The organism is Sphingomonas sp. CFBP8993 (assembly GCF_034044895.1).
Classification (GTDB): Bacteria; Pseudomonadota; Alphaproteobacteria; order Sphingomonadales; family Sphingomonadaceae; genus Sphingomonas.
Map to the genome: position 1 here is coordinate 420881 of NZ_JAXCWU010000002.1, position 16796 is coordinate 437676.

Here is a 16796-nt window from a genome sequence, read left to right on the forward strand (position 1 = left end):
TCCGTCATAAGGCCCCTGTAGCAGTTGCTTAACCCTTGAACGCGTCCTTGGCTGCACGTCGCTCCGCCAGTTCGTCGGCATCGACCGAGCGCAGGAAGGGGTTGGTCGCACGTTCCAGCGCGATCGTCGTCGGGATGGTCGGCTCCCCCTGTTCGCGCATCGCGGTGACATCGGCCAGCCGCTCGGCGATCGCGACATTGTCGGGCTCGGCGACGGCGGCATAGCGCGCGTTGGAGAGGGTGTATTCATGCCCGCAATAGACGCGGGTATCGCCGGGCAGCGCGGCCAAGCGGCGCATATTGGCGTGCATCTGCGCCGCCGTCCCCTCGAACAAGCGCCCGCAGCCCATCGCGAACAGCGTATCGCCGGTAAAGATGGTCGCCCGGTCGGCCAGGTGGAAGGCGATGTGTCCCGCCGTATGGCCCGGCACCGCCCAGATGGTCGCGGAAGCATCGCCGACCGCGATCGTGTCGCCTTCGGCCAGCAGCGTGTCGAGCCCGTCGATCCGGTCGGCCTCCGCCGCCGGGCCCGCCACCGACGCCCCGTCCGCCTTCAGCGCGGCGGCCCCGCCGACATGATCGGGATGCCAGTGGGTCAGCCAGACCTGGTCGATCGTCCAGCCGCGCGCCGCAGCGGCGGCGGCGACGGGCGCCGCCTCGCCGGGATCGAGCGCGACCGTCTTCCCTGAGTCATGGATCAGCCAAGCATAATTGTCCGAAAGAACGGGGACCCGAACGATTTCCATCGACCCGCCCTTACCAGGTTCCGATATTGGGCATCGAGGCCCAGGGCTCGGCCGGGGGCAGCGCCCCGTCCTGCAGCAGCTCGATCGAGATGCCGTCGGGCGTCTTGACGAAGGCCATGTGCCCGTCGCGCGGCGGCCGGTTGATCGTGATCCCGGCGTCCATCAGCCGCTGGCACGTCTCGTAGATATCGTCGACGCGGTAGGCGAGATGGCCGAAATTGCGGCCGCCGGTATAGATTTCGGGGTCCCAATTATGGGTCAGCTCGACCTCGGCCCGCCCCTCGTCGCCGGGCGCCGCCAGGAAGATCAGCGAGAAACGGCCGCGCTCATTGTCGATGCGGCGCACCTCCTCCAGTCCCAGCAATGCGAAGAAGCGGATGCTGGCGTCGAGGTCGCTGACGCGGATCATGGTGTGGAGATAGCGCATCCTGTATCCTGACTTTGCCATGAGGGCCGGTGATGTACCCCCGATCGCGTGGCGCGACCTTTACGTACGATAAGCCTCAACGCGAGGGAAATTGTGCCAGCGCCTTGGCGGTTTCGGCACGGATCGGGCTGTCGGGCGGGGCGAGGCGCGCGGCCTCGCTCCAGGCCTTGCGCGCCGCCGCCTCGTCGCCCGCCACGGCGGCGATGTTGCCGGCCTCAAGCTGGACATTGGCATCGTCGGCGGAGCGGGCCAGGGCCTGTGCGATGTCCTTCTGCGCACGGGGCAGGTCCTTCATCCGCCGCGCCAGCGTCGCCGACAGCAGCCAGGCGAGCGGATCGGCGGGCGCATTGACCAGCGCGGCGTCCAGGTCGACCCGCGCCGCCGCCGGCTGCCCCGCCGCGACCAGCGCACGCGCGCGGTCCAGCTGTGCCTCGCCCAGCGCAAAGCCGGTCAGCTCGCCTGCCGCCAGGGCCGCGTCGAGCGCGGTGCGTGCATGGCCCGCATCCCCCGCCGCCAGATAGGCATTGCCCGCCTGCGCCCAGTAATTGGCGGCACGCACGTCATGGCCCAGCTCGGCGGCGCGCGCGGCCTGGTCGAAGGCGCTGGCCGCCGCCATCCAGTTGCGCTCGGTCGCGAAAGCGAGGCCCAGGCATTGCTGCGCGAAATAATCGCCGCCCGCCAGCCGCCAGCGTGTCGCCTCCGCCTTCGCGGCGGCGGGATCGCGATCGGCCAGCGTCACGCACCGCTGATACCGCGCCTCGCGCGGGTCGGCGGGCAGGGCCGCGGGTGTCGGCGCGCGCTGCGCCTTGCTCTGCGGGGTGGTTTGGGTGGCGGCGGCAAGCGCCAGGGACAACAGGATCATAGGCGGTGCAACACGTCCTCGACGGCCCGGATCAGCAGCGCGATGTCGGCATCGCGCGACAGCCGGTGGTCGCCGTCCTTGATCAACACAGTCTGCACATCGGCTGAACGAAACAGCTGGGCCAGATGGGTCGTCCGCTGCCACGGCACATCGGGGTCGGCCATACCCTGGAGCAGCCGCACCGGCCCGTCGAATGCGATGGGGCCGAAGGTCAGGCGGTTGGCCTCGCCCGAAGACCAGAAGCGGCGGGTATAGACGGTGGGGGCGGGGCCGTAAGGGTTGGGTCGCTCCAGCCGCCCGGCCTGGAGGATCGTCATCTTCTCGTCTTCCGAAAAGCCCCAGTCGGTGAAGTCGGGCGCGGGTGCGATGCCGACCAGCGCCTTCACCTGATCCGGCCGGGCAAGGGCTGCGAGCAGCATCAGCCAGCCGCCCATCGACGACCCGACCAGAATCGCCGGGCCCTTCACCACCGTGTCGAGCATCGCGACCACATCGTCGCGCCAGTCGGCCAGCGCCTGATCCTCGAACGCACCCTCCGATTCGCCGCAGCCGCCATAGTCGAAACGCAGGAAAGGGCTGCCGTTCGCGCTGGCCCACGCTTCCAGCGCGACCGCCTTCGAACCCTGCATGTCCGACGCATAGCCGGGCAGGAAGACGATCGCCGGGCCGGTCCCCGGCGTCCAGTGACAGGCGAGCTTGGGGCGGGGGGCGGGGGCGTCGGTCATGACGGGGATTTAGGGATTGGGCGCGGGATTGGAAACCCGGTGACCAATCCCCACCCTCCGCTCAGGCTGAATGAAGGGTGGATTTGCGCCGCGCGACGAGGACTGCCAGTCCCTCGCAAGCGATCCCGGAAGTCTCCGGTCCTACGGCCGCCAGTTTCACCGTGTCACGCACGACGCCTAGGCTTTTTAAATCTGGTTTCCGTACGCAGCAAGCCAGCGAGGGGTGGAGGGGCATCCCCCCTCAGATCACATATTCCACGCTCTTCATCTGTGCCTGCGCGGCCTGTTTCTTGCGCCGCTTGGCCACCATTTCGGCATGGAGCCGGGCCACCGTGTCGCTGCCCGTCGTGGTGCACAGCCCCGGCACCACCGCATGGACGATCGCGCCCAGCCCGCCCAGGATCATGATCCCCCCGAACCGCGCCGCGACGCCGAAATGCTCGGTATAGCTTTCGCCGACGCTGTCGGGATGCTCGGTAAACAGGCGACGGAACATGGTCAGCGCTCTCCTATGGCCGAGCGCCGATCCTATCACGGCGATGGGGATTGGCCAAATCAGCCTTTCGAGGGGCTGACGAAGATCTCTTCGATCGCGCGGTCGAACAGTTCGGCGATCTTGAAGGCGAGGGGGAGCGACGGGTCGTAGCGCCCAGTCTCGATCGCGTTGACGCTCTGGCGGCTGACCTCCAGTCGCTCGGCCAGATCCTGCTGGCTCCAGCCGCGCTCGGCGCGCAGGGTGCGGAGGTGGTTGTTCACGCCCTCGCCCGCCATTCGGTCAGCGCATTGATGCAGCCGCCCAATCCGAAGCCGCCGAACCACAAAACGGTCGTCCAGTAACCCTGCGCATGGTCGACAAGACCGAAGCCCTCCAGAAAGCCCCATGCTGTCGTTACCGACAGGGCAAAGCCGGTCGCGATCAGCGACTGGCGCACCAGCAGCATCCGGACATATTCGTCGCGCATCTCGACCAGCAACCGGCCGATGACGACGAACACGCCCATGATCGGCAGCGCGGGCAGCACGGCGACCATATAGGCCAGCATCCCGGTCGGGTGAGCGTGGCGGAACCACATATTCGCCCCCACCAAAGCAACGGCGTACAGCGTCATCGTCATGATCAGGCGGCGCGTGTAGCGCTTCATTTCGGGTTGCATGGGCATGACGAACCTCCTTCGGGTGTGAAGGAGGCTTTACATGGAAAGCTCGCTTTACGTCAAGTGTCCTTTACGTCGCGGCGAGGCTCTCCACCATGTCCTGCGCCAGCAGGCTGAGCGTGTCGTCGCGCGCACCCATCACCACGATGCGGTCGCCCGCCCGTGCTTCCGCCACCAGCATTGCCGCCGCTTCGGTGCGATCCGCGATGTGGCGGGCGTCGACTCCGGCGGCGCAAAGGTCCGCGACGATGTCCGCGCTGGTCACTTCGCGTGCCACGGTGCCGCCGAAATAAGCCGGGTCGGGCATCGCCAGCACGTCACCCGATTTCATCCGCGCCGCGATGCTCTCGACCAGTTCGCGGCGCATGACCTTCAATGGGCCATAGCCATGCGGCTGGAACAGGATCAGCAACCGGCCGGGAAAGGCGTGGAGCGTGTCGAGCGTCGCGGCGATCTTGTCGGGGTTGTGGCCGAAATCGTCGATGACGGTGACGCCCCGGGCCTCGCCGACCTTCTCGAACCGGCGCTTCAGGCCGGTGAAGCGCTCGACCGCGCGGATCGCGTCGATCAGGGGCACGCCCGCCGCCACGCTCGCCCCGATCGCGGCCAGTGCGTTGGAGACGTTGTGGCGGCCCGGCACCGACAACCGAACATGATAGCCAGCCCCGCCCGTGATCAGGTCGAAGCCAATGGCGAACGGCTCGGGCTTCAGCGCCTCTGCGACCAGATCGCCCGCGCCCTCGACCGCGAAACTGGTCAGGTTGGGAATGTCGGCCAACAGCGCCGCCGTCTCGGCATCGCCCGCATTGGCGACGACATGGGATGCGCGAGCGGCGAACCCACCGAACAGGACGCGCAATTCCTCCAGCGACTTGTGGTCCAGGCTGACATTGTTGAGGACCGCGATGGCCGGGTTGTAGAGCGCGATCGAGCCGTCGCTTTCGTCCACCTCGCTGACGAACGCCTCGCCACCGCCGACCAGCGCGCTGGCGAAGGGGCTGTCGGGTGAGACGAAGTCCTTCATCACCGCGCCGTTCATCGCGGTCGGATCGCGTCCGGTCTGGTGCAGGATGAAGGCGATCATGCCGGTGACGGTCGACTTGCCGCTGGTGCCAGCGACACCGATGGGGAGCGTGCTGTCGTTGAACAGGCTGGCCAGCATCTGCGCGCGGGTGGCACGCGGGCAGCCCAGCCGGTTGGCGGCGACGATGTCGGGCACCGTCTCCTCGACCGCGGCCGAGGCGATGACGAGCTGGTCGGCCGAGGTCACGCCCGAGCCATCCTGCGGGTGGAGCGCGATGCCTGCGTTGCGCAGTGCGTCGAACTTGGCCGCGACCCGCCCCTGGTCGAGCCCCCGGTCGGAGCCCGCGACCGTCTGCCCACGTGCGCGCAGGATCATCGCCAGCGGCATCATGCCCGATCCGCCGATACCCACCAGAAAACAGGAATTGCCGTTGGTCATGGCGCCACGCTATCGGCGAGTTGGCGACACAGGGCAATGCCCGGCCAGGTGATGGACATGGGGGACGCGCTGAAATGAAGATCGGAATCCTCGCCCCCGCCAGCATCGGCAATCCCGCCGCCGAAGCCCCCGTGAGCGCGTTCGCCGCGATCGCCTATCCGCAGGTCGACCTGATCTTCCACCCGCAATGCTATGAGCAGGACGGGCATTTCGCCGGTTCGGACGAGCGCCGCGCCTCGGCCTTCCTGGAGTTCGCCAACGACCCCGGCATCGACGCGATCTGGTTCCTGCGCGGCGGTTACGGCTCGAACCGCATCCTTTCGCGGGTCATGCCCAATCTGAACGCGGCGGCGGGGCACAAGACCTATATCGGCTATTCGGACCTGGGGTTCGTGCTGGCGGCGCTCTATGCCCGGCGGATCGGGCGGCCGGTGCACGGACCGATGGCCAGCGACATACGGCGCCAGCATGGCGACGTGACGGTGGCGCGCTCGCTGGGCTGGCTGGTCAGCGGCGACCGGCAGGGGCTGGAGCCCGGCCTCGACGGCCGTCCGGCGGCGGCGTTCAACCTGTCGATCCTCCATGCGTTGATCGGCACGCCCTGGCTGCCCGACCTGACCGACCATGTGTTGATCATCGAGGAAGTGTCGGAGCATCTCTATGCGGTCGACCGGATGCTGTTCACCATGGCGAACGCCACCCAGTTGAAGGGCGTGGCGGGGGTCCGGCTGGGCGCGGTCAGCAACGTGCAGGCGAACGAACCCGAATGGGGCGAGACGCTGGAATTCATGATTCAGCGCTGGTGTAGCGAGATGGGCGTGCCGTATCTTGGGCGGGCGCGGATCGGGCACACGCAGGACAATCATCTGGTGCCGTTCGGAATCGTGTGAGGGGGAGAGGGCATGAGAAAGCTGAGCTTGGCGGTATTGGCAGGTCTGTCTACCACGGGGGCATTGGCCCAGACGGCGCAACCGCCGCGCCAGATTCTGGTATCGGCGCTGGGCACTGCCCGCACGCCGCCGGACCGGGTGACTGTCGGCTATATGGTGCGTGGTGAGGGGGCGACATCGGACGAGGCCACCGCAAAGCTTCGCGATCAGGCGAAGGCGATCCGCAGCGAGGTCGAGGGGCTGTTGCGGGGCGCGGTGGAGTTTCGCGCGTCGCAGTTCGACATCGCTCCGGTCCGCTCGCGCGAGTGCAATGCCAATTCCTACGGCCCGCCCCAGCTGTCGACCGGGCCGTGTGCGATCCTGGGCTATGTCGCGACCATGCCTGTGGCGGTCGTCACGTCGCGCGTCGCCGATGCGGGTACGCTGGTCGGTCTGATTGGGCGGCTAGGCGGGCTGCAGGCAAGCATCGCCCGCTATTGGCTGAGTAACGACGATGCCGCGCGGCAACAGGCCATGCGCGCGGCGCTGACCAACGCCAAGGCACAGGCGACACTGATCGCAGAAGGATCGGGGAGCAGACTGGGCGCACTGCTTCGCGTGCAGGACAGCAACTATCGCGAAGTAACGATCGAGATGACCTCTGTGGATGCGTCTACCGGATACCCGCCGCCGCCACCCGCTCCGGCGGCGCCGCCCGCCCCGATCCGGATCGACATGGCGCCGCAGCCGATCGAGACGAATGTTCGCCTGATGGCCGCCTACGCGATCGAACCCTGATGCCTCCACCGCCTAGCGGCGGGGATCATGCCGCCGGTCGAACCGCTGGCGCCATTCTTCGGTCAGAGGGACCGCAACACAAGGCATTAACCATTGCGCCCTAAATTCGCCGCCATGGAAATGCGCAAGATCTGCAGCGGATGCCGCGACGGTGTCGATTTCGAAATCCCCTTCGTCATGGCGTTCCAGCCGATCGTCGACACGGCCAGCGGCCGTCCCTTCGCCTATGAGGCGCTGATCCGGGGCGCCGGGGGCGAAAGCGCGTTTAGCGTGTTGTCGCAGGTGAACGAGGCGAATCGCTATTCGTTCGACCAGGCGTGCCGGGTCAAGGCGATCGAAACCGCGATGGCGGCGGGGATCATGGACGGCGACGCGCGGCTGTCGATCAACTTCCTGCCCAATGCCGTCTATTCGCCGATGGCCTGTATCCAGCTGACCCTGCGCACCGCGCAGGCGCAGGGGTTGCCCGTCGACCGGCTGATCTTCGAGTTTACCGAGAATGAGCAGATGGGCGCGCCCGAGCATGTCGGCGGGATCATCGAAACCTATAAGCAAATCGGGTTTTCGGTCGCGATCGACGATTTCGGGGCGGGGCATTCGGGGCTGGACCGTTTCGTCCGCTTCCGCCCAGACGAGGTGAAGCTGGACATGGAGCTTGTCCGCGACATCGATACCGATCCCAGGCGGCGCGCCATCGTGCGCGCGATGGTGGGCATGTGTGCCGAACTCGACACGCTGCTGATCGCAGAAGGGGTGGAGACGGCGGCGGAGGCTGCGATGCTGATCGATCTGGGCGTGCGCTATCACCAGGGTTATTGGTATGCGCGTCCGGCGCTGGCGAGGTTGCCGGAGATCCAGGCCCACGCCTGACATCGCCCCGACTGTCTGGCGGGATATACCTGTCGGGGATTTGTCCCTATAGAGCCCTTCGCGTCGGGCTCTGCCGGCGCATCACCAGCCCTTATCGAAGAGAGTATCCATGTCCGCGATGTTCCGTATCACGCTGCCCGACGGTTCCGTCCGTGAGGTCGCGCCCGGAACTACCCCCGCGGACATCGCCGCCGCGATCGGGCCGGGCCTGGCCAAGGCGGCGATCGCCGCGCGTGTCGATGGCGAGCTGCGCGACATCATGCGCCCGCTCGAGGGCGACTCCGCGCTGGCGCTGGTGACCGCGAAGGACGAGGCCGACGCGCTCGAACTCGCCCGCCACGACTTCGCGCATGTCCTGGCCGAGGCGGTGCAGGCGCTGTTCCCCGGCACGCAGATCACCTTCGGTCCCGCCACCGACGACGGTTTCTATTACGACTTCGCGCCGAAGGATCGCCCCTTCACCGAGGAGGACCTGCCCGCGATCGAGGCCGAGATGCGCAAGATCATCGCGCGCGACGAGCCGTTGATCCGCGAGGTCTGGACCCGCGAGCAACTGATCGAACGCTGGAACGCGCAGGGCGAGACGTTCAAGGCGCAGTGGGCCGCCGAGCTGCCCGATACCGAGGAACTGACGGTCTATCGCGCCGGCAAGGGCGAAGACGCCTGGCTCGACATGTGCCGCGGCCCGCATCTCGCCTCGACCGGCAAGCTCGACCCCAACGCCTTCAAGCTGACCCGCGTGTCGGGCGCCTATTGGCGCGGCGACCAGAAGAACGCGATGCTCAGCCGCATCTACGGCACCGGCTGGCTGAACAAGAAGCAGCTCGCCGAACATCTGACCCGGCTGGAGGAAGCGGCCAAGCGCGACCATCGCAAGCTGGGCAATGAGATGGACCTGTTCCACCTCCAGGCCGAGGCGCATGGCTCGGTCTTCTGGCACCCCAAGGGCTATCGCATCTGGCGCGAGCTGGAGGCGTATATGCGCCGTGCGATCGACGCGGGCGGTTATCGCGAGGTCAAGACCCCGCAGGTGATGGACGCGCGCCAGTGGGAGCAGTCCGGCCACTGGGGCAAATATCGCGAGAATATGTTCGTGATCCCCGACGAAGTGCCCAACGTCGAGGACGAGGGTCCGCTGGTCTCGGACGACGCGCAGTGGATGGCGCTGAAGCCGATGAATTGCCCGGCGCACGTCCTGATCTTCCGCCAGGGGATCAAGTCGTACCGTGACCTGCCGCTGCGCTTCTACGAGAATGGCTGCTGCCACCGCAACGAGCCGCATGGCGCGCTGCACGGCCTGATGCGCGTACGCCAGTTCACCCAGGACGACGCGCATATCTTCTGCCGCGAGGACCAGATCGTCGAGGAAGTCCGCGCCTTTTGCGAATTGGCGGACCGGATCTACAAGGATTTCGGCTTCACCTATTCGATCAAGCTGGCGCTGCGCCCCGAAAAGCGCTTCGGCACCGAAGAAATGTGGGACATGGCCGAAACCGAGCTGCGCGACGCGGTCGTGCGGGCGGGGCTGGCCACCGAAGCCTATGGCTGGGAAGAGCTGCCGGGCGAGGGGGCTTTCTATGCGCCCAAGCTGGAATGGCATCTGACCGACGCGATCGGCCGGACGTGGCAGGTCGGCACCATCCAGTCCGACCGCGTCCTGCCCGAGCGGCTCGACGCGTCGTACATTGGCGAGGATGGCGAGCGGCATCGCCCGATCATGCTCCACCGCGCGATCTTCGGCTCCTACGAGCGGTTCATCGGCATCCTGATCGAGCATTATGCCGGCCGCTTCCCCGTCTGGCTGGCACCCGTGCAGGCGGTGGTCGCGACCATCGTGTCAGACGCGGATGGTTATGCGGAAGAGGCGGCGGCCAAGCTGGCGGCGGCGGGCATCCGGGTCGAAACCGATCTGCGCAACGAGAAGATCAACTACAAGGTGCGCGAGCACTCGGTCGCCAAGGTCCCCGTGCTGCTGGTCGTCGGCAAGCGCGAGGCCGAGGAAGGCAAGGTCGCCGTCCGCCGTCTGGGGTCCCAGGCGCAGGAGGTGATGACGCTGGACGAGGCCATCGCGATGCTGCGGTCGGAGGCGACTCCGCCGGATCTGCGCGGCTGAAATCGGCTGACGTGACCGAAAGGGCGGGACGTTTGTCTCGCCCTTTCAAATATGCGCCCGATCGCCTATATTGATGCTGTAATTGCCACAGGAGAAATACCCATACGTCCTCCCATGATGCGCCGTCCGATGCAGGCGCCGCCGATGAACGGTCCTCGGTTCAACGAGTGGATTCAAAGCCCCAAGGTTCGCGTGATCGACCATGAGGGCGAGAATCTCGGCGTGATGTACACGCGTGAGGCGATGGCCCAGGCCCAGGAACTCGGCCTTGACCTGGTCGAAGTGTCGCCCAACGCAGATCCGCCCGTCGCCAAGTTCCTCGATGTCGGCAAGTATAAGTACGAGGCGCAGAAAAAGGCCAACCTCGCCCGCAAGTCGCAGAAGACGCAGGAGATCAAGGAGATCAAGATGCGTCCGAACATCGACGACCATGACTACGACACCAAGATGAAGAAGGTGGTCGAATTCATCGGCGAGGGCGACAAGGTGAAGGTCACCATGCGCTTCCGCGGCCGCGAGCTGAGCCACGGCCAGCTCGGCATGAACGTGCTCCAGCGCGTCGCCGAGCAGGTGGCCGAGGTCGCCAAGGTCGAAGCCTATCCGCGCATGGAAGGCCGCCAGATGCTGATGGTGCTGGCGCCGAAGTGAGGCGCGGCGACTCGGGGGTGTAGTTCCTCGGATTGTCCATGTTTCAAAAACCCCTGGTGGCCGGATGGGCTGCCGGGGGTTTTTGTTTTGGGTTCGCGCTGAGGGCGCTAGAGCACGATGACGTCAGCTTGACCCACCCCTCCCCTGAAGGAGAGGGGCTTTCTTTGGATTCGCCCCATGCCATCGCATTCTAAGGTTCCTGGATGCTCAGCATATTGTGCGATGGGACCGTATGCGACTGGCCAAACCCTCCGTTCCGCCTGAACATAGTCGAAGGGCACGCCCCGTTACCCAACCGCGAGTGAGGTTGATCCATCAAATCCGAAGCGCCACCCCGGCGGAGGCCGGGGTCCAGTAGGGGGTGCCGTTGGGATGGTCCGGCTCGCTCCAACAATGAAGCCTTCGCAACTGGACCCCGGCCTTCGCCGGGTTGGCGCAGGAGAGAAGGTGCAAGGCTGCCCTTCCGTTCGCACCGGGCGAAGCCGAAAGGCATAGGGCGACGCTCAGGCTGAACGGCGCGTGGAAACTACGCCGCCATCTCCATCGCTTCCCCCGCCGCGGCCCCCAGCAACCGTTTCTCCAGCGTCTTCAACCGCCCGCTATTGGTGATCTGGTCCCCGGTCAGGTCGGTCAGGTAGAATACGTCGACCGCGCGCTCGCCATAGGTCGCGACATGGGCCGAGTGGATCGTCACCTTCGACTGGAACAGCGCATGGGCGAGCTGGTTGAGCAGCGCCGGTCGATCCCGCGCATGGACCTCCACCACCGTGAACCGGTTCGACGCGCGATTGTCGATCAGGACGTTGGGCGCGATGTGGAAGGCGTCGGCGCGCGGGCGGGCATTGGGCTTGGCGACCAGTCGGTCGGCCAGCTTGCTGCGATTGGCCAGCGCATCCTCGATCGCGCGGCGCAGGCGACTGAGCTGCCCCGGATCGTCGAACGGACGGCCCAGCGGATCCTGGACCAGGAAATTGTCGATCGCCATGCCATCGCGCGTCGTGTGGATGCGCGCGTCGATGATGTTGCCGCCCGCGACATGGATCGCGCCCGCGATGCGGTAGAACAGCCCGGGATGGTCGGCGGCATAGATGGACACCAGCGTCGCGCCACGCTCGCCATAGACTTGCGCGTCGATCGACAGCTGGGCGTCGCCCGCCGCCGCCATCTGGCGCGCATTATGGGCCAGCACATCCTCGGGCTCGGCGATCCAGTAAGCCTCGGGCAGGCGGTGGACGAGCGCGGCGAACTGCGCCTCGGGCCAGCCGAGCAACTCGCCCAGCCGCGCCTGCTTGGCGGCGATCCGCTCGGTCCGGCCGCGCTGCTTGTGGCCCAGGCGAAGGACTTCCTCGGCCGCTTCGTACAGGTCGGCGAGCAGTTGGCGCTTCCACCCGTTCCACGTCCCCGGCCCCACGGCGCGGATATCGACGATGGTCAGGACCAGCAGCAGGCGAAGCCGCTCGGGGCTCTGCACCGTTTCGCAGAAATCGAGGATCGTCTTGAAGTCCGACAGGTCGCGCTTGAATGCGGTCGCCGACATCAGCAGGTGCCAGCGGACCAGCCAGGCGACCGTCTCGGTCTCGGCATCGCTCAGGCCCAGGCGCGGGCAGACCCGCTCGGCGACTTCGGCACCCAGGATCGAATGGTCGCCGCCGCGCCCCTTGGCGATGTCGTGGAGCAGCACCGCGACATAGAGGACGCGCCGCGACACGATCTGGCCGATGATCGCGGAGGCGACGGGATGTTCCTCCACCAGTTCCTGCCGCTCGATCCGGGCGAGCAGGCCGAGCGCGCGGATGGTGTGTTCGTCGACGGTGTAGTGATGGTACATGTCGAACTGCATCTGCGCGACGATGCGGCCGAAATCGGGCAGGAAGCGGCCGAACACCCCAGCCTCGTTCATCCAGCGCAGGACCAGCTCCGGGTCGCGGCGGCTGGTCAGCACGTCGAGGAACAGCGCGTTGGCGCGGGGGGCGCGGCGGATATCGTCGACCAGCTTGGCATCGCGCGACGCCGCCCGCATCGCCAGCGGGTGCACCTCCAGCTCATACCGGTCGGCGAGCTGGAAAATCTCGATCAGGCGGACCGGGTCTTCCTGAAAGAAATCGTCGCGCGGCAGGGCGAGGCGTCCGCGATCGAGGACGAAGCCGTTCAACCGGCGTGGTCGCCGGCGAATGGTGGGCAGGCCGAAACGGTGCCCGCGCGCCGCGAACCGCTCGTCCAGATGCGCCAGGAACGCGCCGGTCAGCGCGCCGACCGTCTTCACCTGCAGGAAGTAGAGCTGCATGAACCGCTCGACCTTGGCCTTGCCCGGCCGGTCGGAGAAGCGCATCCGCTCGGCGATCTGGCGCTGCACGTCGAAGGTCAACCGATCCTCGGCACGGCCCGTGATGGTGTGCAGGTGACAGCGCACGGCCCACAGGAAATTGTCGGCGCGGTGGAATTGGCGATATTCCTCGCGGGTGAACAGGCCCCGGTCGATCAGGTCGGCGGCGCGGTCGACGTCATAGACATATTTGCCGATCCAGAAGAGTGCGTGCAGGTCGCGCAGGCCGCCCTTGCCCTCCTTGACATTGGGTTCGACGACATAGCGTGTGTCGCCCATCTTGCGGTGGCGCAGGTCGCGCTCGGCCAGCTTGTCGGCGATGAACTGGCGGTGCGAATCGGTCTGGATCTCGATCTTGAAGCGGCGCGCGGCCTCGTCGTACAGCGCCTGGTCGCCGCACAGGAAACGCCCCTCCAACAGGGCGGTGCGCACGGTGACGTCACCCTTGGCCTGGCGGATCATCTCGTCGATCGAGCGGCTGGAATGGCCGACCTTCAGCCCCAGGTCCCAGAGCGAATAGAGCATCGATTCGATGACCTGCTCGGCATGCGGCGTCTGCTTGAAAGGCGTGAGAAAGCCGATATCGACGTCGGAATAGGGCGCCATCTCGCCCCGGCCATAGCCGCCCACCGCGATCAGGGTCAGCCGCTCCCCCGCCGTCGGGTTGCTCAAGGGGTAGAGCGTGTCGGTGGTGAAGTCGAACAGCACCTTCAGCACCTGATCGGTCAGATAGGCCTGGGCCGCCGCCGCCTCCAGCCCGCGCGAGGGGTGGATCGACAGCCGTCGCGCCACTTCCACCCGCCCGGCGTCCAGCGCGGCGCGCAGCACCGGTGTGACCAGGGTACGCCCCTCGGGACCCGTGATCCCAAGGGCTGCGACCTGTTCGGCCAGCGCACGGCGATCGACGATGGCGCGGCGATTGGGGAGGGATTCGAAACGGCTGTGCATGGGGACTTCATAGGGAATGGAGATGAACAAATGGAGAGGGTAGATTTGCGGTGGAGGGGCAGGGCTCCGTCCTTTCCACCGACCAAGATTCCGATGCTTGGGCCCATCGTCCGACCATGATAGCGAACCCGCATGGCCGACCATCACGACATCCCCGCCCTGATCGCCGACATGGGCCAGCGCGCCCGTACCGCCGCCAGGGGGCTGGCGCAGATGCCGGCCGACGCCAAGGCCAGGGCCCTGCACGCCGCCGCACAGGCGATCCGCGAAGCGACGCCCGCGATCCTGGAGGCCAATGCGCAGGACATGGCATCGGGCGCGGCGAACGGCCTGTCGCCCGCGATGCTCGACCGGCTGAAACTGGACGAAGCGCGGATCGCCGGGATCGTCTCCGGCGTCGAGGCGGTGGCGGCACTGCCCGATCCGGTCGGCGAGCGGATCGACGAGCGGACCCGGCCCAATGGCCTGAACCTGTCGCGCGTGCGCGTGCCGGTGGGGGTGATCGGCATCGTCTATGAAAGCCGTCCCAACGTCACCGTCGATGCCGCCGCGCTGTGTGCGATGGCGGGCAATGCGGCGATCCTGCGCGGCGGGTCGGAGGCGGTGCACAGCAACCGTGCGCTCCATGCCGCCTTCGCGATGGGCTGGACGGCGGCGGGTGGTCCGGCGGACGCGGTGCAGCTGGTGCCGACCACGGACCGCGCGGCGGTGGGCGCGATGCTGGCGGCGGACGGGCTGATCGACCTGCTGATCCCGCGCGGGGGCAAGAGCCTTGTCGCGCGGGTGCAGGCGGAGGCACGGGTGCCCGTCCTCGCGCATCTGGACGGGATCAACCACGTCTATGTCGATGGTTCGGCCGATCACGACATGGCCGCGCGCATCGTGCGCGATGCCAAGATGCGCCGCACCGGCATTTGCGGCGCGATGGAAACGCTGCTGATCGACCGCGTCTATTGCCATCCGGCCGAACTCGTCGCGGCGCTGGTCGATGCGGGCTGCACGGTGCGCGGCGACGATGCCGTGCGCGAGATCGTGCCGGGCCTGGACAAGGCGACGCCCGAGGACTGGGACACCGAATATCTCGATGCGATCGCTAGCGTCGCGCTGGTCGACGGGGTGGAGGGCGCGATGGCGCATATCGCCGCGCATGGATCGCACCATACCGACGCGATCGTCGCCGAGGACGCCGCCGTCGCCGAGCGATTCCTGGCCCAAGTCGACAGCGCGATCGTGCTGTGGAACGCCTCGACCCAGTTCGCCGATGGCGGTGAGTTCGGGCTGGGCGCGGAGATCGGCATCGCCACCGGGCGGCTGCACGCGCGCGGGCCGGTCGCGTTGGAGGGGCTGACCACCTATAAATGGGTCGGGCGTGGGGCAGGGCAGATCAGAGGGTGAAGATCGGTCTGCTCGGCGGGTCGTTCAATCCCGCGCATCGGGGGCATCGCCGCATCACGCTGGACGCGATCCGCGCGCTGGACCTGGACGAGGTCTGGTGGCTGGTGTCGCCGGGCAATCCGTTGAAGGACGGGGCCAGCGACATGGCGCCCTTCGCCGCGCGGTTCGCCTCGGCACGGATCATGGCCCGGCGCGCGCCGATCCGCGCCAGTGCGATCGAGCGCGATCTGCACACCCGCTATACCCTGGATACCGTGCGCGCGATCACCCGCCGCTACCCCGGCCACGACTTCGTCTGGCTGATGGGTGAGGATAATCTGGAGCAGTTTCACCGGTGGCGCGGATGGCGTGATATTGCCCGTGCGATCCCGATTGCGGTTATCGGCCGTCCGGGATACAATGCCGCTGCCCACGCGACACCCGCGCTGGGCTGGTTCAGGCGTTTCCAGAGGCGTCCGGGCCAGGCGAAGAACTGGACGATGTGGAGTTTGCCGGCCTTCGTGCTGTTGCGCTTCCGCCCCGACCCTACTTCCGCCACGGGCCTTCGGGCCCGCGATCCGGACTGGTTTCGGCATATGGGCCGAAACGTCCCCTGAACAGGAGCTCACTTGGCCACTTCCCCGCAATCGCCGCGTCCGTCCGATCCCGCCGAGGTGGAGGCGCTGCACCGCCTGATCCTCGCGTCGCTGGATGACGACCAGGCGGTGGAGACGATCTCGATCCCGCTCGCGGGCAAGTCGTCGATCGCAGATTTCATGGTGATCGCCAGCGGTCGTTCGACCCGGCAGGTCGCCTCGATGGCGATGAAGCTCGCCGAGAAGATCAAGGCCGAGTTCGGCCGGTCCTGCCGGATCGAAGGTCTGCCGACCGCCGATTGGGTGCTGATCGACGCCAATGACGTGATCGTCCACCTGTTCCGTCCCGAGGTCCGCACCTTCTACAATCTCGAGCGCATGTGGGCGTTCGGCGATGCGCCGACCCCGCCCGCGAGTCCCGCCGACCGCAACCTCTGATACTCTAGAGCCCGCCCGTGCTGCTGCATATCGTCGCGCGCGGGCGGATCGGCCGTTCGCCCGAGGCCGAACTGGTCGACCGCTATATCAAGCGTATCGGCTGGCCGACCAAGGTCACCGAACTTCCCGACACCGGCGGCAAGGTCCCCCCGCTGGAGGGACAGGCGCGCCTGGTCCTGATGGACGAGAAGGGCGAGAATCTCTCCTCGATGGATTTCGCGCGTCGGCTGGAGCGCTGGCGCGACGATGGCGTGCGCGAGTGTCGCTTCATGATCGGGGCCGCCGATGGCTTCGAGGATGCCGATCGGGCGCGGGCCGACCTGCTCATTTCCTATGGCCGCGCCACCTGGCCGCACATGATGGCACGCGCGATGCTGGCCGAACAGCTGTTCCGCGCGACGAGCATCCTCGCCAACCACCCCTATCACCGCGAGGGCTAGGCGG

Annotated in this window: 18 protein-coding genes; 9 read left to right on the forward strand and 9 right to left on the reverse strand. The window is 67.1% G+C overall.

The genetic code is table 11. The annotated features are described in order from the left end of the window. Nucleotides 1–28: 28 nt before the first annotated feature. The 8 genes from gloB to SOM26_RS05120 all read right to left on the reverse strand — a co-directional run bounded on the left by gloB (nucleotide 29) and on the right by SOM26_RS05120 (nucleotide 5375). The gene (gloB, locus tag SOM26_RS05085) at nucleotides 29–745 is read right to left on the reverse strand and encodes a hydroxyacylglutathione hydrolase (RefSeq protein WP_320451648.1); all 717 of its coding nucleotides are present in this window, start codon (nucleotides 743–745) and stop codon (nucleotides 29–31) included. A gap of 10 nt (nucleotides 746–755) precedes the next feature. Then, a complete protein-coding gene (locus tag SOM26_RS05090; RefSeq protein WP_320451649.1) occupies nucleotides 756–1172 on the reverse strand; it encodes a VOC family protein in 417 nt (138 codons plus the stop codon). Nucleotides 1173–1248: 76 nt separating this feature from the next. After that, nucleotides 1249–2034 carry a tetratricopeptide repeat protein gene (locus tag SOM26_RS05095; RefSeq protein WP_320451650.1) on the reverse strand — a complete coding sequence of 262 codons (786 nt, stop codon included), beginning with the start codon at nucleotides 2032–2034 and terminating at the stop codon, nucleotides 1249–1251. Further along, nucleotides 2031–2759 (reverse strand): alpha/beta hydrolase, encoded by a 729-nt coding sequence (locus tag SOM26_RS05100; protein ID WP_320451651.1) that lies wholly within the window; start codon nucleotides 2757–2759, stop codon nucleotides 2031–2033. Before SOM26_RS05100 ends, SOM26_RS05095 begins: the two co-directional genes overlap by 4 nt. Before the next feature lie 241 nt (nucleotides 2760–3000). Beyond that, nucleotides 3001–3255, reverse strand: a complete 255-nt coding sequence (locus tag SOM26_RS05105) for a DUF6356 family protein (protein WP_320451652.1) — start codon at nucleotides 3253–3255, stop codon at nucleotides 3001–3003. Nucleotides 3256–3314: 59 nt separating this feature from the next. Continuing rightward, nucleotides 3315–3530: a type II toxin-antitoxin system RelB family anti-toxin gene (gene relB, locus SOM26_RS05110; RefSeq protein ID WP_414712013.1), complete on the reverse strand. Its 216-nt coding sequence runs from the start codon at nucleotides 3528–3530 to the stop codon at nucleotides 3315–3317. Next, entirely contained in the window at nucleotides 3512–3919 is a 408-nt protein-coding gene (locus tag SOM26_RS05115) for a hypothetical protein (protein WP_320451654.1), read from the reverse strand. Before SOM26_RS05115 ends, relB begins: the two co-directional genes overlap by 19 nt. A gap of 64 nt (nucleotides 3920–3983) precedes the next feature. Next, nucleotides 3984–5375, reverse strand: coding sequence for a UDP-N-acetylmuramate--L-alanine ligase (locus tag SOM26_RS05120; RefSeq protein WP_320451655.1), 1392 nt, complete (start codon nucleotides 5373–5375; stop codon nucleotides 3984–3986). Between the two features lie 74 nt (nucleotides 5376–5449). Between SOM26_RS05120 and SOM26_RS05125 the strand changes: the two genes are divergently transcribed. From SOM26_RS05125 to infC, 5 genes are all read left to right on the forward strand, one after another. Beyond that, nucleotides 5450–6265: an LD-carboxypeptidase gene (locus SOM26_RS05125; protein WP_320451656.1), complete on the forward strand. Its 816-nt coding sequence runs from the start codon at nucleotides 5450–5452 to the stop codon at nucleotides 6263–6265. A gap of 12 nt (nucleotides 6266–6277) precedes the next feature. Beyond that, the gene (locus SOM26_RS05130; RefSeq protein WP_320451657.1) at nucleotides 6278–7042 is read left to right on the forward strand and encodes an SIMPL domain-containing protein; all 765 of its coding nucleotides are present in this window, start codon (nucleotides 6278–6280) and stop codon (nucleotides 7040–7042) included. A 120-nt stretch (nucleotides 7043–7162) separates the two neighbouring features. Next, nucleotides 7163–7912: an EAL domain-containing protein gene (locus tag SOM26_RS05135; protein ID WP_320451658.1), complete on the forward strand. Its 750-nt coding sequence runs from the start codon at nucleotides 7163–7165 to the stop codon at nucleotides 7910–7912. 109 nt (nucleotides 7913–8021) lie between these two features. Continuing rightward, nucleotides 8022–10025 (forward strand): threonine--tRNA ligase, encoded by a 2004-nt coding sequence (thrS, locus tag SOM26_RS05140; protein WP_320451659.1) that lies wholly within the window; start codon nucleotides 8022–8024, stop codon nucleotides 10023–10025. 114 nt (nucleotides 10026–10139) lie between these two features. Next, nucleotides 10140–10673 (forward strand): translation initiation factor IF-3, encoded by a 534-nt coding sequence (gene infC / locus SOM26_RS05145; RefSeq protein WP_037569087.1) that lies wholly within the window; start codon nucleotides 10140–10142, stop codon nucleotides 10671–10673. A gap of 526 nt (nucleotides 10674–11199) precedes the next feature. On the opposite strand, the gene SOM26_RS05150 is transcribed toward infC, so the two are convergent. Beyond that, a complete protein-coding gene (locus SOM26_RS05150) occupies nucleotides 11200–13944 on the reverse strand; it encodes a [protein-PII] uridylyltransferase (RefSeq protein WP_320451660.1) in 2745 nt (914 codons plus the stop codon). A gap of 132 nt (nucleotides 13945–14076) precedes the next feature. Here SOM26_RS05150 and SOM26_RS05155 point away from each other — a divergent pair, with 132 nt between their 5' ends. Genes SOM26_RS05155 through SOM26_RS05170 form a run of 4 tightly spaced genes read left to right on the forward strand, consistent with a single transcriptional unit; the run spans nucleotide 14077 to nucleotide 16792 of the window. Then, nucleotides 14077–15339 (forward strand): glutamate-5-semialdehyde dehydrogenase, encoded by a 1263-nt coding sequence (locus tag SOM26_RS05155; protein WP_320451661.1) that lies wholly within the window; start codon nucleotides 14077–14079, stop codon nucleotides 15337–15339. Beyond that, nucleotides 15336–15935 carry a nicotinate-nucleotide adenylyltransferase gene (locus tag SOM26_RS05160; protein WP_320451662.1) on the forward strand — a complete coding sequence of 200 codons (600 nt, stop codon included), beginning with the start codon at nucleotides 15336–15338 and terminating at the stop codon, nucleotides 15933–15935. Before SOM26_RS05155 ends, SOM26_RS05160 begins: the two co-directional genes overlap by 4 nt. 12 nt (nucleotides 15936–15947) lie before the next feature. Further along, nucleotides 15948–16352, forward strand: coding sequence for a ribosome silencing factor (gene rsfS, locus SOM26_RS05165; protein WP_320451663.1), 405 nt, complete (start codon nucleotides 15948–15950; stop codon nucleotides 16350–16352). A gap of 17 nt (nucleotides 16353–16369) precedes the next feature. Next, nucleotides 16370–16792 carry a 23S rRNA (pseudouridine(1915)-N(3))-methyltransferase RlmH gene (locus SOM26_RS05170; protein ID WP_042483928.1) on the forward strand — a complete coding sequence of 141 codons (423 nt, stop codon included), beginning with the start codon at nucleotides 16370–16372 and terminating at the stop codon, nucleotides 16790–16792. Nucleotides 16793–16796: the final 4 nt, after the last annotated feature.

Bases quoted from the DNA above. Each gene is read 5' to 3' on its own strand.
- gloB (WP_320451648.1), bottom strand. From the start codon at position 745: ATGGAAATCGTTCGGGTCCCCGTTCTTTCGGACAATTATGCTTGGCTG.
- SOM26_RS05090 (WP_320451649.1), bottom strand. From the start codon at position 1,172: ATGCGCTATCTCCACACCATGATCCGCGTCAGCGACCTCGACGCCAGC.
- SOM26_RS05095 (WP_320451650.1), bottom strand. From the start codon at position 2,034: ATGATCCTGTTGTCCCTGGCGCTTGCCGCCGCCACCCAAACCACCCCG.
- SOM26_RS05100 (WP_320451651.1), bottom strand. From the start codon at position 2,759: ATGACCGACGCCCCCGCCCCCCGCCCCAAGCTCGCCTGTCACTGGACG.
- SOM26_RS05105 (WP_320451652.1), bottom strand. From the start codon at position 3,255: ATGTTCCGTCGCCTGTTTACCGAGCATCCCGACAGCGTCGGCGAAAGC.
- relB (WP_414712013.1), bottom strand. From the start codon at position 3,530: ATGGCGGGCGAGGGCGTGAACAACCACCTCCGCACCCTGCGCGCCGAG.
- SOM26_RS05115 (WP_320451654.1), bottom strand. From the start codon at position 3,919: ATGCCCATGCAACCCGAAATGAAGCGCTACACGCGCCGCCTGATCATG.
- SOM26_RS05120 (WP_320451655.1), bottom strand. From the start codon at position 5,375: ATGACCAACGGCAATTCCTGTTTTCTGGTGGGTATCGGCGGATCGGGC.
- SOM26_RS05125 (WP_320451656.1), top strand. From the start codon at position 5,450: ATGAAGATCGGAATCCTCGCCCCCGCCAGCATCGGCAATCCCGCCGCC.
- SOM26_RS05130 (WP_320451657.1), top strand. From the start codon at position 6,278: ATGAGAAAGCTGAGCTTGGCGGTATTGGCAGGTCTGTCTACCACGGGG.
- SOM26_RS05135 (WP_320451658.1), top strand. From the start codon at position 7,163: ATGCGCAAGATCTGCAGCGGATGCCGCGACGGTGTCGATTTCGAAATC.
- thrS (WP_320451659.1), top strand. From the start codon at position 8,022: ATGTCCGCGATGTTCCGTATCACGCTGCCCGACGGTTCCGTCCGTGAG.
- infC (WP_037569087.1), top strand. From the start codon at position 10,140: ATGATGCGCCGTCCGATGCAGGCGCCGCCGATGAACGGTCCTCGGTTC.
- SOM26_RS05150 (WP_320451660.1), bottom strand. From the start codon at position 13,944: ATGCACAGCCGTTTCGAATCCCTCCCCAATCGCCGCGCCATCGTCGAT.
- SOM26_RS05155 (WP_320451661.1), top strand. From the start codon at position 14,077: ATGGCCGACCATCACGACATCCCCGCCCTGATCGCCGACATGGGCCAG.